The sequence below is a fragment of the Phycicoccus ginsengisoli genome (assembly GCF_054779295.1).
This window is the reverse complement of sequence record NZ_BAAGYN010000016.1, coordinates 1-15,012: the sequence shown is the minus strand read 5'-3', so window position 1 is coordinate 15,012 and position 15,012 is coordinate 1. Positions and strand designations below refer to the sequence as shown.

Here is a 15,012-nt window from a genome sequence, read left to right as displayed (position 1 = left end):
CCCGCGCGGTTAGCCTCGGCACGTGCTGTTCGCCGACGTCGTCGCCGCCTCCACCGCCGCTGCCGCCACGCGGTCCCGGCTGGCCAAGACCGCCGCCGTCGCGGACGCCCTGCGGGCTGCCGGCCCCGACGAGGCGGGCACCGTGGCCGCCTACCTGTCCGGTGTCCTGCCCCAGCGCCGGGTCGGCGTGAGCTGGCGCGGCCTGACCGACCTGCCCGAGCCGGCAGTCGAGGCCACCGCGACGGTCGGCGAGGTCGACGCGGCGTTGAGCCGCCTGGCCTCCGTGTCGGGCAGCGGCTCCGCGGCGCAGCGTCGGGCCGCGGTGACCGACCTCTTCGGGCAGCTCACCTCTCCCGAGCAGGAGTACCTCCGCGCCCTCATCACCGGTCAGGTGCGCCAGGGCGCGCTCGACGGGGTCATGCTCCAGGCCATCGCTGCCGCCGCCGAGGTGCCCGAGGCGGCCGTACGCCGGGCCACCATGCTGGCGGGGTATGCCGCGCCCGTCGCCGTCGCGGCGCTGTCCGGGGGCGTGCCGGCGCTCGAGGAGATCGGCCTGGAGGTGGGGCGCCCGGTCCGGCCGATGCTGGCCGCGTCGGCCCCCGACGTGGACGCCGGGTGGGAACAGGTGGCGGGCGAGGACGGCCGCGCGTTCGTGGACGGCAAGCTCGACGGCATACGGCTGCAGGCCCACAAGGACGGTGACGAGGTGCGCCTGTTCACCCGCTCGCTCGACGACATCACCGAGCGCCTCCCCGAGGTGGTCGAGGTCGTTCGGGCGCTGCCGGCCGGGCGCGTCGTCGTCGACGGCGAGGCCATCGCGCTGGACGAGCAGGGCAGGCCGCGGCCCTTCCAGGAGACGGCGTCGCGCACCATGAGCAGCACGAGCGTGGAGACCCTGCGGGCGCAGGTGCCGGTGTCGTCGTACTTCTTCGACCTGCTCCACGTCGACGGTGAGGACCTGCTCGACCTGCCGGCCACCGAGCGCCTGGAGCGGCTGGCCGGCCTCGTGCCGGCGGACACGCTCGTGCCCCGGGTGCTGGCCGGGTCGGACGAGGAGGCCCGCGAGTTCTTCCACCGCCTGGTCTCCGGCGGGCACGAGGGCGTGGTGCTCAAGGCGACCGACGCCCCGTACGCCGCGGGACGTCGCGGCGCCGGCTGGGTGAAGGTCAAGCCCAGGCACACCCTCGACCTCGTCGTGCTCGCGGTCGAGTGGGGCAGCGGCCGCCGCCAGGGGTGGCTGTCCAACATCCACCTCGGCGCCCGCGACCCCGGGACCGGCGGCTTCGTCATGCTCGGCAAGACGTTCAAGGGCATGACCGACGAGATGCTGCAGTGGCAGACCGAGCGGTTCACCGAGCTCGCCACCGACGGCACCGACGGCTGGGTCGTGCCGGTGCGGCCCGAGCAGGTCGTGGAGATCGCGTTCGACGGCATCCAGACGTCCTCCCGCTACCCCGGCGGCATGGCGCTGCGGTTCGCCCGGGTGCTGCGCTACCGCGACGACAAGACGGCCGAGGAGGCCGACACCGTCGAGACCGTGCGGGCCCTGCGGGGCTGAGGGCCGGTGCTGCCCGGGCCAGGCCCGGGGCGGGTCGTTTGATATTGCATAGGTTACCTATGTAAACTGGTTGTCATGAGCAACCATGACGACCCCGGGAACGACCTGCTGCGCGCCGCGGCCCGTCTGACCCGGTGGGCGTCGCGGTACGCCTCGTTCGACATCCCGGTGGCCCAGGCCCGGCTGCTGTCCCTGCTCGACGAGTGGGGCCCGTGCCGCGTCAGCGAGCTGGCCGAGATCGACCACAGCAGCCAGCCGACGACCACCGCCGGCGTCCAGCGGCTCGAGGCGCAGGGGTGGGCGCGACGCGACCAAGACCCCTCCGACGCGCGGGCCACCCTCGTCTCGATCACCGCCGCGGGCCACGAGGCCCTCGCGGACGTGCGCCGGGCCCGCGTGGCCGTGTTGGCACCGACGCTCGGCTCGCTCGACGAGGTCGAGCGGGACCGGCTGCGCGATGCGGTCGCCGTCCTGGAGGACCTGCTCGCGCGGGCCGCTCTCCCGCACCACTCCCCCGCACCACCCACCCGAGAGGAAGCCTGACCCCGTATGTGGCGTCAACCCAAGACAGTCTGGTCCGTGGCCTTCGCCTGCGTCATCGCGTTCATGGGCATCGGTCTCGTCGACCCCATCCTCAAGCCCATCGCCGACGACCTCGGCGCCAGCGCGTCCCAGGTCTCGCTGCTCTTCACGAGCTACATGGCGGTCATGGGCGTCGCCATGCTCGGCACCGGCTGGGTCTCCAGTCGCGTCGGGGCCAAGCGAACCCTGCTGATCGGCCTGCTCGTCATCATCGTCGGCGCCGGCCTCGCCGGGGCCCAGGACAGCGTCAACGGCATCGTCGCCTTCCGTGCGGTCTGGGGCCTGGGCAACGCCCTGTTCATCGCGACGGCCCTGGCCACCATCGTCAACGCGGCCCGCGGCTCGGTGGGCCAGGCGATCATCCTGTACGAGGCCGCGCTGGGCGTCGGCATCGCGACCGGCCCCCTCCTGGGCGGCTGGCTCGGCGGCCACTCGTGGCGCTGGCCCTTCTGGGGCGTCTCCGCCCTCATGCTCGTCGCCCTCGTCGCCATCCTCGCGACCCTCCCCCCGACCCCCGCCCCGGCGAAGCGCAGCAGCATCAGCGCACCGCTGCGCGCCCTCGGCCACCGCGGCCTGCTCACCGTGGGTATCACCGCCCTGCTCTACAACTTCGGCTTCTTCACCCTCCTGGCCTGGACGCCGTTCCCGCTGGCCATGGGTGCCCACCAGGTCGGCCTCGTCTTCTTCGGCTGGGGCGTGTTGCTCGCCTTCACCTCGGTCGTCGTCGCCCCCCGGCTGCAGCGCCGGTTCGGCACGGTGCCCGGTGTGGTCGGAGCGCTGCTCGGCTTCGCCCTGGTGCTGGCCGGCATGGCCCTGGGCGCCGAGCACAAGCCGGTGCTCGTCGTCGGCGTCATCCTCGCCGGCGCGTTCCTCGGCGTGAACAACACGCTCATTACCGAGACCGTCATGAAGGTCTCCCCCGTCGAGCGCGGCGTCGCGTCCGCGGCCTACAGCTTCGTCCGGTTCGGCGGTGGCGCGGTCGCGCCGTGGCTCGCCGGCACGCTGGGCGAGCGGGCCGCGAACATCCCGTTCTGGGTCGGTGCCGGCGCGGTCGTCCTCGCGGTGCTCGTGCTGCTCACCGCCCTGCCGTACCTCAGGGCGGTCGACGCGCAGCCCGGCCACGGCGCCGAGGCGATCGACAGCCCGCTGGAGGCGGAGGCGGTCACCGTCGGCGACGCCTGAGCCGCCCACCGACCTCGAGCACGGCGCCACGCACCCTAGGCTGGCGCCGTGCTCGAGTTCATCACCGCGACGCGGTACGTCACCCCCCTCAAGGAGGGCGGCTCGCTGCCCGGCATCGTCGAGGCCGACGACCTGGGCACCTACGTCCTGAAGTTCCGCGGTGCCGGGCAGGGGCTGAAGGTGCTCGTCGCCGAGGTCCTGATCGGTGAGCTGGCGCGGGCCCTGGGGATGCGCGTCCCCCGGCTGGCCGTCGTCGACCTGCAGGCCCCCATCGCCAAGTACGAGGCGGACGAGGAGGTGCAGGACCTGCTCACCGCCAGCCTCGGCCACAACCTCGGGGTCGACTTCCTGCCGGGCTCGTTCGGGTACGACGGGTCGCGACCCCCGGCGGCGGACACCGCTGCCGACATCCTGTGGCTCGACGCCTTCACGGCCAACGTCGACCGGACCTGGAGCAACCCCAACCTCCTGGTCTGGCACCGCGAGCCCTGGCTGATCGACCACGGCGCCGCGCTGTACTTCCACCACGGGTGGCCCAGCCGCGGCGCGGACCCGGCCCGGTTCGCCGACCAGGCCTACGACGCCGACCAGCACGTCCTGCGCGACGTGGCCTCGGACCCGACGGCTGCGCACGAGCGGCTGGCCCCGCAGGTCACCGAGGCATTGCTCGCCGACGTCACCGCGGCCGTCCCCGACGAGTGGCTCGAACCGGCCCCGGGGCTCTCCGGCCCGGAGGACCTCCGCGCGGCCTACCGTGAGCACCTGCTCGCCCGGGTCGCCAACCCCGCCGCATGGCTCCCCGGAGGTGCCGCATGACCGCCGTCGGCTACCAGTACGTCGTCCTGCGCTGCGTCCCCGAGGTGCAGCGCGAGGAGTTCCTCAACGTCGGCGTCGTCGTCTACAGCCAGACGGCCGACTACCTCGAGGCCGCCTGGCGGCTGGACGAGGACCGGCTGCGGGCCTTCGCCCCCGGCCTCGACCTCGGTGCGGTGGGGGCCTCCCTCGAGACGGTGTGCCGTGTCTGCCGGGGTGAGACCGGCGGTGGGCTCCCGTCGCTCGGGGAGCTCGGGCGCCGGTTCGGCTGGCTGAGCGCGCCCCGCAGCACCGTGGTGCAGCCCGGACCGGTCCACGGAGGACTCACCTCCGACCCCGCCGCGACCCTCCGGACGCTGCTGGACCGCCTCGTGGCCTGAGCCGCCCATCGGTGGCAAATCCCCACGACACGGGACGCGCGGGCAACAAAGCCCCAATGCGGACTATAGGGTCGCGCCATGACCGTCCCCACCGCCGTCGTCGGCAAGGGCCGGGGCAGGGGCTCGTGGCTGGCGCTGGCCTACCTGCTGCCGGCGCTCGTCGTCTTCGGCATCTTCGTCTTCTGGCCGCTGGTGAAGTCCATCCTGCTGTCGGTCCAGGGCACCGACATCCTCGGCAACGCCAGCGGCTTCGTCGGCTTCGTCAACTACACCAAGCTCTTCACTGACGAGGAGTTCCTCAAGGTCCTGTGGGTGACCTTCGCCTTCACGGTCCTCACGGTGCTGCCGAGCATCGCCATCGCGCTGTTCCTCGGCCTGCTCCTGCAGAGCCGCATCCGCGCGGTGCGCTTCTTCCGGACGGCCTTCGCCCTGCCGTTCGCCTTCTCCGTCGCCACCGCCTCGGTCATCTTCGGCGTCCTCTACAACCCCGCGAGCGGCGTCCTCAACGGGCTGCTGTCGCACGTGGGCGTCGACAAGGTCCGGTGGCTCACCGACCCCGACCTCGCCCTGTGGTCGGTCTCCGCGGCCACCGTCTGGATGCAGATCGGCTACAACCTGCTGGTCATCTCGGCCGGCCTCGGCGCCCTCCCGGAGGACGTCATCGAGGCCGCCCGGCTCGACGGCGCGTCGGGGCTGCGCCTGCAGCGCTCCATCATCATGCCGCTCATCACGCCGCAGCTGTTCTTCCTCGTCGTCGTCGGCACGATCCACTCGCTGCAGAGCTTCGGCCAGATCAAGATCCTCACCGTCGGGGGTCCCGAGGGACGCACCACCACGCTCGTCTACTCGATCTACGAGCAGGCGTTCGCCAACAACAACTCGAACTACGGCTACGCCTCCGCGCAGGCGATGGTCCTGCTGCTCGTCGTCCTCGTCATCACCGCGCTGCAGTTCGGCGTGCTCGAGCGGAAGGTGTTCTACCGATGAGGACCGGCCGCCGACCCGGCTCCTGGGCGACCTACCTCGTCCTGGCGCTGATGATCGTGGTCGTGCTGTTCCCCGTGTACTACGGCCTCGTCGGCTCGGTCATGGGTGAGCGCGACACCAACAGCTTCCCGCCCGCCCTGTGGCCGGTGAACGGCCTGCACCTCGACAACTACGGCAAGGCCCTCGACATCATCCCGCTGGGCAGCCAGTACCTCACGAGCGTGCTGCAGACCGTGGCCATCACGGTGGGCCAGCTCGTCACGAGCGTCCTCGCGGCGTACGCGTTCGTGTTCCTGCCCCTGCGCTGGCGCGGGTTCTGGTTCGGGGTGTTCCTCGCGACGATGATGATCCCGTTCGAGTCGATCATCATCCCGAACTACCTGCTCATCTCCGGCCTGGGACTCAAGGACACCGTCGCCGGGCTGGCCCTGCCGTTCCTGGCCACCGGGTTCGGGACGTTCCTCATGCGGCAGTCGTTCCTGTCCTTCCCGACCGAGCTGCGCGACGCCGCGCGGGTCGACGGGGCGGGGCACCTGCGGTTCCTGGTCTCGATCCTCACGCCGCTCAGCCGACCGAGCCTCGCCGCGCTCGGCATCTGGTCGGCCCTGTCGGCGTGGAACATGTACTTCTGGCCGCTGCTGGCGACGGAGGACCCGCGCCACCAGACGATCCAGATCGGCATCAGCCAGCTCCAGTCCTCCGACAGCGACAGCCCCGGCATGGTGCTCGCCGGCGTGATGCTCGCCCTCTTCCCGACCCTGCTGCTCGTGATCTTCGGGCAGCGCTTCATCGTCCGCGGGCTCACCGCGGGTGCCGTCAAGTAGTTCCCAGTCAGTCCGCAACAAGGAGTGGTCGACGTGATGAGAAGCAAGACAGCCACGACGCGACCCAGGGGGCTCCGGTATGCCGTGCCCGCTGGCCTGCTCGCGACGTCCCTGGTCCTCGCCGCCTGTGGTGGGGGCGGCAGCTCCGCCTCCGACGGCGCCGACGCCCCGAAGGCGGGCGTCCTCAAGGACGCCAAGGGCGTCACCACCGTGTCGTTCTGGCACGCGATGGACGGCAAGAACGCCGAGGTCCTGGCCCAGCTGGTCAAGGAGTTCAACGACCAGAACAAGGGCAAGATCGAGGTCAAGGCGACCTACGCCGGCAAGTACGACGACGCCATCACGAAGTACAAGGCCGCGATCCAGAGCAAGTCCACGCCCGACGTCATCCAGATCTACGACATCGGCACCCAGTTCATGATCGACGCCAAGCAGACGGTGCCCATGCAGTCGTTCATCGACCGCGACAAGCTGGACGTCTCCGACCTGCAGCCGAACATCACCGGCTACTACTCGGTCGACAAGAAGCTGAACTCGATGCCGTTCAACACCTCGATGCCGTTGCTCTACATCAACAAGTCGCTGTTCACCAAGGCCGGGCTCGACCCGAACAAGCCGCCGACGAACCTCGACGAGATCCGCGCCGCCGCGGAGAAGCTGTCGAAGAAGAAGGGCGGCCCGGCGGACTACGGCTTCGGTGCCGCGATCTACGGCTGGCTGCTCGAGCAGTTCATGGCCACCAGCGGCCAGGAGTACTGCAACAACGGCAACGGCCGCAACGGTCGCGCCACCAGCGTCAACCTCGCCTCCGACACCGACGTGGCCGTCGTCTCGTGGTGGCAGAAGATGGTCGAGGACGGTCTGGCCGCGAACACCGGTCGTGACACCAAGGCCGCCCAGGCAGCGTTCAAGTCTGGCCAGGTTGCCATGAACCTCGAGTCGACCGGGCAGCTCGGTGGCTACAGCCAGGCGGCCAAGGCGGGCGGCTGGGAGCTCGGCGCGACCAACTACCCGCACGTCAAGGCCGGCGACACCGGTGGCCCGATCATCGGCGGTGCGTCGCTCTGGATCAACGGCGTCAACCACAAGGACGCCAACAAGGAGGCCGCCTGGCAGTTCGTGAAGTTCCTGAGCAGCCCGAAGAGCCAGGCCACCTGGCACACGGGCACCGGCTACTTCCCGAACTCCAAGGGTGCCCTGAACCAGCCGGTCGACGTGGAGTATCGCAAGGCGAACCCGCTGTTCGACGTCGCGGTCCAGCAGCTCGACGCGACCAAGCTGACGACGGCCACGCAGGGCTGCCTGCTCGGTGTCATGCCGCAGGCGCGCAAGGCCTCCGAGGACGGCCTCGAGTCGGCCCTCAACGGAGCCGACCCGAAGACCGCCATGACCAAGGCTGCCGACGCGGTGGCGGCGCAGGCCAAGACCTACAACGACTCCACGAAGTAGCCGGACCCTGACCCGGTCGCACCGACGACCGGGTCAGGAACGGTGCCGCTGCGGCGGGCGCAGGGCCCAGGCGGCCACTGCGCCCGCCGCAGCCACGTTCAGGGAGTCCACCCCGCCGGCCATCGGGATCGTCACGGTCAGGTCGGCGGCCTCGAGGGTGTGGTGCGACAGCCCGTCGCCCTCCGTGCCGAGCACGAGGGCCAGGCGCTCCGGTGGGGCGGCGGCCAGCTCGTCGAGGGACACTGCGTCGTCGGCGAGGGCCAGCGTCGCGACGGTGAAGCCCTGCGCCTGCAGGTCGGCGATCGCGGCCGGCCACGGCGCGATGCGAGTCCACGGCACCTGGAAGACCGTGCCCATCGAGACCCGGATCGCCCTGCGGTACAGCGGGTCCGCGCAGCGCGGAGTGACCAGGACGGCGTCCACCCCCAGAGCCGCGGCCGACCGGAACACCGCACCCACGTTGGTGTGGTCCACCACGTCCTCGAGGACGAGGACCCGGCGGGCGCCGGCCAGCAGCGAGGCCAGCGAGGGCAGCTCGGGCCGCTGCATGGCCGCGAGGGCGCCGCGGTGCAGGTGGAATCCGGTGAGCTGCTCGATGACGTCGTGCTTGCCGACGAAGACGGGGACGCCGTCGGCCTCCGCCTGCCCGACCACGTCGGCGAGGTCCTCGAGCCACCGACTCGCCATGAGGAAGCTGCGAGGATGGTGCCCTGCCGCCAGCGCGCGGCGGATGACCTTCTCGGACTCGGCGATGTACAGCCCGCGCTCGGGCTCGGTGCGCCGGCGCAGCGCCACGTCGGTCAGGGCGACGTAGTCGGTGAGCCGCTCGTCGTCGGCACGGGAGATCTGGGTCGGCACGCAGGCAGGCTAGGACACCAGGGCCCGGACGATGACACTGACGCCGGCGACCACGCAGAAGACGAGCACGATGCGGCGCAAGCGGTCTCGGTCCAGCCGCGCCCGCGCCGGTGCGGCCGCGGCATACCCCAGGCCCAGGAAGGGCAGCCAGACGAGCCCGGACAGCAGCTGGTGCCGGCTGAACTCGCCGGCCAGGGCGAGCCCGCCGATGGCCATGCCGGTGCCGATGAGGAAGAACGCCGACAGGGTGGAGCGCAGCCGTTCGGGCCGTTCGTGCTGCAGCACCAGCGCGAAGAAGGGGCCCCCGATCGACGCCGCCGTGCCCGACACGCCTGCGACGGCCCCTGCCATGGCTGCCTTGGGCGGGGTGGCGCGCACGTCCAGCCTCGAGACGGAGGCCACCACGGTGACCAGGATGAGGACCCCGACCACGACCGAGATCGCCCGGACCGACAGCTCGGCCACGAGCAGCACCCCGAGCGGGGTCAGCAGCGCCCGTGCGCCCAGGGCCCACCCGAGCGGCCGCCAGGCGATGTCGCGGGCGCCGTGCAGGAGCTGCACCACCGGCAGCGCGAAGCTCGTGACCAGCAGGCTGCCCGGCATGAGGTCCGGCGCGGCCACCACGACGAAGGGTGCGGCCACGACGGCCATGCCGAACCCGATCGAGGACTGCACGAACGCCCCGGCGAAGAGGGCAGCGCCGAGCAGCAGCACCGGGACCCAGTCCATCAGCTGAACCAGACGATCTTCACGATCCCGACGACGCCGACCAGGACGATGAACGACCGCAGCACCAGCGGCGGGAGCCGCCGGCCCACGCGCGCCCCGATGATGCCGCCCGCGAACGCGCCGATCCCGATGAGCAGCGCGGCGGGCCAGCTGATCCGGCCCCAGGCCACGACCATGAAGGTGATGGCCGCGACGGCGTTCACGATCGTGGCCAGGACGTTCTTGTAGCCGTTGAGCCGCTGGATGGGGTCGGTCGACAGGGCGCTCATGATGCCCATGAGGATCACGCCCTGCGCCGCGCCGAAGTAGCCGCCGTACACCCCCGCGACGAACGTGCCCCCGACGAGCGCCGAGCCGTGCCACGGGGCCGGTGGGATGCCGGCCTCGTGCCGGGCGAGCGCCCGGGCCTGCAGCCGCGGTCCGAGGATGACGAGCACGAGGCCGAGCGCGATGAGGACCGGGACGATGGCCTGGAACGCCTTGGCGGGCAGGACGAGCAGCAGCACGGCACCCACCACGCCGCCCACCAGGGAGGCGGGTCCGAGGCGGCGCAACGTGGCCCCCGAGTCCCGGAGCTCGTGGCGGTACCCGTGGATCCCGGTGACTCCCCCGGCGACGAGGCCGACGGTGTTGGAGACGTTCGCGACCACCGGCGGGTAGCCGAAGAACAGCAGGGTCGGGAACGTCACCAGGGTCCCGGAGCCGACCACGGTGTTGATGGTCCCTGCGGCCATGCCCGCGAGGAGGATGCCGAGGGCTTCGAAGGCGGACACCTCGCCACCCTAGCCACCCGACGGGACGAACCGGACACGGTGTCCCGCATCTGACCACCCTCACAGCGGTGTGCCGCCCGCACGACGCGAGGTCGAGGGGCGGCACACGGCACACGGACCGAGCAGGACCCGGGTCAGGGGCGCGGCGGCTCCGTGCCCTCCACCGGCGGTGGGGTCGGCGGCACGGGGGGCGCCGTCGGCAGGTCGGTTTGTGGCGCCGGGTCGAGGGCCGCGTCCGGCGCCGGGCCCGGCTCGCGCTCGGGCACGGCGTCGGCGGGGCGGCCGATCGACGGCTGGACCCGCTGGACCGGCGCAGCGTGCTCTGTCGCCTCCTGGCTCGCCTTGCCCGCGAGGCCACGCGCCTCGGCGAGGGCCTGCATCGGGTCCTCGAGAACCGTCTCGTCGAACGCGTCCTGGAGCTGGCCGGGGTCCACCCACTCGTCCTCGCCGCCACCGTCGGGGCCGTTGCCCTTGTCGGTCGCACCGAGGGCGCCGCCGATGCCGCGCAGGGCGTCGGTGAGCTCACTGGGGATGATCCACATCTTGTTCGAGTCGCCCCGGGCGATCTGCGGGAGCACCTGGAGGTACTGGTACGCCAGCAGCTTCTGGGTGGGCTTGCCGCGGTGGATGGCGTCGAACACCTGCTGGATGGCGCGGGCCTGGCCCTGAGCCTCGAGGATGCGGGCCTGGGCCGAGCCCTCTGCACGCAGGATCTGGCTCTGCTTCTCACCCTCGGCGGTGAGGATCGCGGACTGCTTGGTGCCCTCGGCATACAGGATCTGGGCGCGGCGCTCCCGCTCGGCCTTCATCTGCTTCTCCATCGACTCCTGCACCGACATGGGCGGGTCGATGGCCTTGAGCTCGACGCGGTTCACGCGGATGCCCCACTTGCCGGTGGCCTCGTCGAGGACGCCGCGCAGCTGGGCGTTGATCTGGTCACGGCTGGTCAGCGTCTGCTCGAGGTCGAGCGAGCCGATGACGTTGCGCAGCGTGGTGACCGTGAGCTGCTCGATGCCCTGGATGAAGTTGGCGATCTCGTAGACGGCCGACTTGGCGTCGATGACGGAGTAGTAGATGACCGTGTCGATGTTGACGACGAGGTTGTCACTGGTGATCACCGGCTGCGGGGGGAATGAGACAACCTGCTCACGCAGGTCGACGTTCGCGCGCACCTTGTCGACGAACGGCACGAGGAAGTGGATGCCGCCCTCCAGGGTGCGCGAGTAGCGCCCCAGCCGCTCGATGATCAGGGCCGTCTGCTGCGGCACGATCCGGACCGTCCTGATGATGACGATCGCCGCGAAGACGACCAGCAGCACCAGGACGATGAAGCCTGCACTGAAGTCCACTTGTCACTCCCCTGTCTTGTCCGACACGTGCTGGTCGGACACCCGGTCCACGAAGGCGGTCGCCCCCTGGATCGACACCACACGCACCTGCTCACCCGGAGCGATCCGGTCGGCCGCGTCCGCGACCCTGGCGGACCACGTCTCGCCGCCCAGCTTCACCCGCCCCTCGGTGTCGGTCACCGTCTGCAGCACGTAGGCCGTGCGGCCGACGAGGCCCCGCGCCCCGATGGTGTCCGCTGCGTAGTTCTCGTTGAACTTCCGCTTGAGGTAGGGCCGCACGACGAGCAGGAGCACGACGGCCACGATGATGCCCACGACGATCTGCAGCGCGAAGCCGGCGCCCATCGCAGCGGCGACCGCCGAGGCGAGCGCCCCGGCGGCCAGCATGATGAAGACGAAGTCCACGGTCGCGGCCTCGATCGCCCCCAGCACCAACGCCACGCCCAGCCACGCGAGCCACGGGCTGTCACCGATCCAGTTCATCCGTCCCCTCCTGACGACGCAGTGCGCACAACCCTAGGACGCTTCGCCGCCACCGGGCGTTCCCGCGCCGGTGCGCAGCCGGGCGGTCCAGCGGTCGCCCCGTTGCTCGAGCTCGAGCGGCATGCCGAACGTCTCGGACAGGTTCGCCGCGGTCAGGGTGATCTCGACCGGGCCCTGGGCCACGATGCGGCCCTCGCGCAGCAGCAGCACGTCGGTGAAGTTCGGCGGGATCTCCTCGACGTGGTGCGTCACCAGGACGAGGGCCGGCGCCTCGAGGTCCGCGGCGAGCTCGCCCAGCCGTCGGACCAGGTCCTCGCGGCCACCCAGGTCGAGTCCGGCGGCGGGCTCGTCGAGGAGCATGAGCTCCGGGTCGGTCATGAGGGCGCGGGCGATCTGCACGCGCTTGCGCTCGCCCTCGGAGAGGGTGCCGAAGGTGCGGTCCGCGAGGTGCTCGGCACCGAGCGCGCCCAGCAGCTCGGAAGCCCGGACGTGGTCCAGCGTGTCGTAGTCCTCGCGCCAGCGGCCGACGACTCCGTAGGAGGCGGTGACGACGACGTTGTGGACGGCCTCGTGGGCGGGGATGCGCTCGGCCAGCGCGGCCGAGGCCAGGCCAATGCGGGGCCGGAGCTCGAAGACGTCGACCGCGCCGAGGACCTCGCCGAGCACTCCCGCCACTCCGCTGGTGGGGTGGATCCTGCCGGCCGCCAGCTGCAGCAGAGTGGTCTTGCCGGCCCCGTTGGGCCCCAGGACGACCCAGCGCTGGCCCTCCTCGACCTCCCAGGTGATGTCGTCGAGCAGGACGGTCGAGCCACGGACGACGCTGACGCCGGCGAACTCCAGGACGTCACTCATGGCTCGGGACCCTATCGGCTTAGCATGACGAGATGCCCGAGCTCCCCGCCTCCGTGCGCCTCGCGTTGTGGACGACGCACGCGTGGGCGACCGGCGGCCGCCTCGAGGACGCCATGCGGCTGGCTACCCCGGACGCCGACCACGTCGCCGGCGACCTCGACCGGCTGGCGCTGTGGCGCGACCTCGGCGAGCAGGCGCTGCTCGTCGCCCTGCCTGCGCCCGGTGACCTCGCCGGGCTACCCAAGGCGATGGTGGAGGCCCAGGGCGCGGCCGCGGACAGTGGCGAGTGCGTCTTCGTGCCCGGCATCGGCGGGATGCTGGTTCCGTCGGTGTCCACGTACGGCGGGCGCCCGGCTGGCGACCCGGCGCAGACCGGGCTCGATACCGGCACACGGGTGGACTGGACGGCATACGACAGCGCCCCGGTCCCCCGGCACACGGTCGAGGCGCTCGACACCTCACAGCTCGAGCGGCACCTGCGCGAGGAGCTGCTCACGGCGACCGCGGCGTTCGACGCCCTCGGCGGCCAACCGTTCGCCGGCTCGGCGGCTCGTGACCTCGCCGACGCCGCCCTGGGTGGGCGGTGGGGGCTCCCCTCCGGTATGCCGGGTCGCGCGGCGCGTGTCATCGCGTTGGCCGGCACCGTGGGCCAGATCGTCGACGTCGCGCTGGCTGCCGGCGACGGCGCGCTCACCGCGACCGACGCCGGACGGCGGCACGCGCTGCTGCTGAGGCTGCAGCGCAGCGCGGACCGGACGCTGGCCGACGCCACCAACGCGGCCTGCGCCGTGATCGCCGGGTGGCGCCCGGGCTGAGGGCAGGAACCGGGGCAGGTGCCGGGTGGGTGCCGCGCCTACCGCCGAAGCTCGCGCCCGTACTCGAGCAGCACGGGATGGGGCGGGTACAGCGTCCGGGAGGTGCGCCCGGTGGGCCGCCAGCCCTGCTTCTCCCAGAACCGCCGGCTGCGCCAGGCGAAGGCGCGAATTCCGTTGCTCGGCAATGGATTTCCTTGGGGACAACCATGGCGTCGCCGTTCGAACAGGTGTACGATGTGAGCATGTCACCCACTCCGCTCGCACAGGCCCGGGACTCCCGGCAGCGTGAGCTGTGGGCGCGCACGGCGCAGGTGGCGGGGCGGCTCAACAGGGCGCAGGCCGAGCTGGTCGAGGTGGCCCGCGAGCTGGTCGACGACAAGCACTGGGGTGATGGCGGGTTCCGGTCGCCGGAGCACTACCTCGTGGTCCGGGCGGGACTGTCCCCCGAGCACGCCGCCGACGTCGTGCGGGTGGCCCGGCGCACGAAGGAGCTGCCCGAGGCCGCCGCCGCCCTGGATGCGGGCGAGCTGTCGCTGGACCAGGTCGCGGTCGTGGCCCGTCGGGTCCCGGTGACGCACCAGGCGTCGATGGCCCACCTGGCCCGGCACGCGACGGTGCCGCAGCTGCGCCGGATGTGCGCGCGGCACGCGTTCGACCAGCCCGGCGGGATGCCGTCCGCGGCCCAGGACGGCCCTGCCGAGGGGCCGCTGACGGTGGTGCGGGACTCGCTGGCAGGAGAGTCGCAGGCCGAGCGGCGGGCGTGCGCGAAGCCGGAGCTGGCGATGCACTACGACGCCGACGGCCGGTTCCACCTGCGGTACTCCGCCCCGGCCACGGTGGGGGCGCTGGTCGAGCAGGCCATCAAGGAGGCGAAAGACGCGCTCTTCACCGCCAGCCGAGGGGGCTCGTCGGGCGAGGACGACGATGCCGCCACGCCCGGCGGCCCTGTCGCCGCGCGGCCGGGCGCGATGAGCCAGACCGGCCTGCCGACGTACGCGGATGCGCTGGAGGAGCTGGCCCACCGGTCCCTGGCGTCGGTCGCCTCCACCAGCCGGGCGTCGCACTACCGGGTCTACCTGCACCTGTCCACCGACGGCGCGTGGGTCAATGGCGGTCACGCCATCCCGCTGCGGCTGCTCGGCCGGTTCCTCAGCGACGGGGTCGTCCAGCCGGTCTGGGAGACCCAGGGCCGCCCCGTCTCGGTCGGGCGCAGCATGCGGATCCTCCCCGACCGCACCCGCCGCCTCATCCAGGACCGCGACCGCGGCTGCCGCTTCCCCGGGTGCACGGCGACACGCTTCGTCGAGGTCCACCACCTGCACGCCTGGGCCGACGGGGGCCCCACCGACGAGACCAACCAGGTCAGCCTGTGCCCCCA

At 72.0% G+C, this 15,012-nt stretch carries 17 protein-coding genes; 10 read left to right on the top strand and 7 right to left on the bottom strand.

Translation table 11 applies throughout. The features are described 5' to 3' along the window. The first annotated feature begins 22 nt into the window (after positions 1–22). From ACYVDO_RS19280 to ACYVDO_RS19245, 8 genes are all read left to right on the top strand, one after another. Entirely contained in the window at positions 23–1,558 is a 1,536-nt protein-coding gene (locus ACYVDO_RS19280) for an ATP-dependent DNA ligase (RefSeq protein ID WP_460938955.1), read from the top strand. Positions 1,559–1,633: 75 nt separating this feature from the next. Beyond that, positions 1,634–2,101, top strand: coding sequence for a MarR family winged helix-turn-helix transcriptional regulator (locus tag ACYVDO_RS19275; RefSeq protein ID WP_460938953.1), 468 nt, complete (start codon positions 1,634–1,636; stop codon positions 2,099–2,101). A gap of 36 nt (positions 2,102–2,137) precedes the next feature. After that, a complete protein-coding gene (locus ACYVDO_RS19270) occupies positions 2,138–3,322 on the top strand; it encodes an MFS transporter (RefSeq protein ID WP_460938951.1) in 1,185 nt (394 codons plus the stop codon). A 48-nt stretch (positions 3,323–3,370) separates the two neighbouring features. Next, a complete protein-coding gene (locus tag ACYVDO_RS19265) occupies positions 3,371–4,138 on the top strand; it encodes a HipA family kinase (RefSeq protein WP_460938949.1) in 768 nt (255 codons plus the stop codon). Continuing rightward, positions 4,135–4,515, top strand: coding sequence for a DUF3037 domain-containing protein (locus tag ACYVDO_RS19260; protein WP_460938947.1), 381 nt, complete (start codon positions 4,135–4,137; stop codon positions 4,513–4,515). The genes ACYVDO_RS19265 and ACYVDO_RS19260 overlap by 4 nt, the downstream gene beginning before the upstream one ends. A gap of 78 nt (positions 4,516–4,593) precedes the next feature. Further along, positions 4,594–5,502: a carbohydrate ABC transporter permease gene (locus tag ACYVDO_RS19255; protein WP_460938945.1), complete on the top strand. Its 909-nt coding sequence runs from the start codon at positions 4,594–4,596 to the stop codon at positions 5,500–5,502. Further along, positions 5,499–6,326, top strand: a complete 828-nt coding sequence (locus ACYVDO_RS19250) for a carbohydrate ABC transporter permease (RefSeq protein ID WP_460938943.1) — start codon at positions 5,499–5,501, stop codon at positions 6,324–6,326. Before ACYVDO_RS19255 ends, ACYVDO_RS19250 begins: the two co-directional genes overlap by 4 nt. 36 nt (positions 6,327–6,362) lie before the next feature. Continuing rightward, positions 6,363–7,775, top strand: a complete 1,413-nt coding sequence (locus ACYVDO_RS19245) for an ABC transporter substrate-binding protein (protein WP_460938941.1) — start codon at positions 6,363–6,365, stop codon at positions 7,773–7,775. A gap of 33 nt (positions 7,776–7,808) precedes the next feature. On the opposite strand, the gene ACYVDO_RS19240 is transcribed toward ACYVDO_RS19245, so the two are convergent. From ACYVDO_RS19240 to ACYVDO_RS19215, 6 genes are all read right to left on the bottom strand, one after another. Next, positions 7,809–8,633, bottom strand: coding sequence for a TrmH family RNA methyltransferase (locus ACYVDO_RS19240; RefSeq protein ID WP_460938939.1), 825 nt, complete (start codon positions 8,631–8,633; stop codon positions 7,809–7,811). Between the two features lie 9 nt (positions 8,634–8,642). Continuing rightward, on the bottom strand, positions 8,643–9,362 hold the full coding sequence (locus ACYVDO_RS19235) for a TSUP family transporter (RefSeq protein WP_460938937.1): 720 nt from the start codon (positions 9,360–9,362) through the stop codon (positions 8,643–8,645). After that, entirely contained in the window at positions 9,362–10,135 is a 774-nt protein-coding gene (locus ACYVDO_RS19230) for a sulfite exporter TauE/SafE family protein (RefSeq protein ID WP_460938935.1), read from the bottom strand. The genes ACYVDO_RS19235 and ACYVDO_RS19230 overlap by 1 nt, the downstream gene beginning before the upstream one ends. 134 nt (positions 10,136–10,269) lie before the next feature. Further along, positions 10,270–11,484, bottom strand: coding sequence for an SPFH domain-containing protein (locus ACYVDO_RS19225; RefSeq protein ID WP_460938933.1), 1,215 nt, complete (start codon positions 11,482–11,484; stop codon positions 10,270–10,272). Between the two features lie 3 nt (positions 11,485–11,487). Further along, positions 11,488–11,967 carry an NfeD family protein gene (locus ACYVDO_RS19220; protein ID WP_460938931.1) on the bottom strand — a complete coding sequence of 160 codons (480 nt, stop codon included), beginning with the start codon at positions 11,965–11,967 and terminating at the stop codon, positions 11,488–11,490. 33 nt (positions 11,968–12,000) lie between these two features. After that, positions 12,001–12,819, bottom strand: coding sequence for an ABC transporter ATP-binding protein (locus ACYVDO_RS19215; protein WP_460938929.1), 819 nt, complete (start codon positions 12,817–12,819; stop codon positions 12,001–12,003). A 32-nt stretch (positions 12,820–12,851) separates the two neighbouring features. On the opposite strand from ACYVDO_RS19215, the gene ACYVDO_RS19210 reads away from it, so the two are divergent. After that, positions 12,852–13,634, top strand: coding sequence for a hypothetical protein (locus ACYVDO_RS19210; RefSeq protein WP_460938927.1), 783 nt, complete (start codon positions 12,852–12,854; stop codon positions 13,632–13,634). A 38-nt stretch (positions 13,635–13,672) separates the two neighbouring features. On the opposite strand, the gene ACYVDO_RS19205 is transcribed toward ACYVDO_RS19210, so the two are convergent. Then, positions 13,673–13,819 carry a hypothetical protein gene (locus tag ACYVDO_RS19205; RefSeq protein WP_460938925.1) on the bottom strand — a complete coding sequence of 49 codons (147 nt, stop codon included), beginning with the start codon at positions 13,817–13,819 and terminating at the stop codon, positions 13,673–13,675. A 57-nt stretch (positions 13,820–13,876) separates the two neighbouring features. Between ACYVDO_RS19205 and ACYVDO_RS19200 the strand changes: the two genes are divergently transcribed. Then, on the top strand, positions 13,877–15,012 hold a 1,136-nt coding region (locus ACYVDO_RS19200), incomplete at its 3' end, for an HNH endonuclease signature motif containing protein (protein ID WP_460938923.1).

Bases quoted from the DNA above. Each gene is read 5' to 3' on its own strand.
- ACYVDO_RS19210 (WP_460938927.1), top strand. From the start codon at position 12,852: ATGCCCGAGCTCCCCGCCTCCGTGCGCCTCGCGTTGTGGACGACGCAC.
- ACYVDO_RS19220 (WP_460938931.1), bottom strand. From the start codon at position 11,967: ATGAACTGGATCGGTGACAGCCCGTGGCTCGCGTGGCTGGGCGTGGCG.
- ACYVDO_RS19215 (WP_460938929.1), bottom strand. From the start codon at position 12,819: ATGAGTGACGTCCTGGAGTTCGCCGGCGTCAGCGTCGTCCGTGGCTCG.
- ACYVDO_RS19235 (WP_460938937.1), bottom strand. From the start codon at position 9,362: ATGGACTGGGTCCCGGTGCTGCTGCTCGGCGCTGCCCTCTTCGCCGGG.
- ACYVDO_RS19245 (WP_460938941.1), top strand. From the start codon at position 6,363: ATGAGAAGCAAGACAGCCACGACGCGACCCAGGGGGCTCCGGTATGCC.
- ACYVDO_RS19260 (WP_460938947.1), top strand. From the start codon at position 4,135: ATGACCGCCGTCGGCTACCAGTACGTCGTCCTGCGCTGCGTCCCCGAG.
- ACYVDO_RS19255 (WP_460938945.1), top strand. From the start codon at position 4,594: ATGACCGTCCCCACCGCCGTCGTCGGCAAGGGCCGGGGCAGGGGCTCG.
- ACYVDO_RS19250 (WP_460938943.1), top strand. From the start codon at position 5,499: ATGAGGACCGGCCGCCGACCCGGCTCCTGGGCGACCTACCTCGTCCTG.
- ACYVDO_RS19275 (WP_460938953.1), top strand. From the start codon at position 1,634: ATGAGCAACCATGACGACCCCGGGAACGACCTGCTGCGCGCCGCGGCC.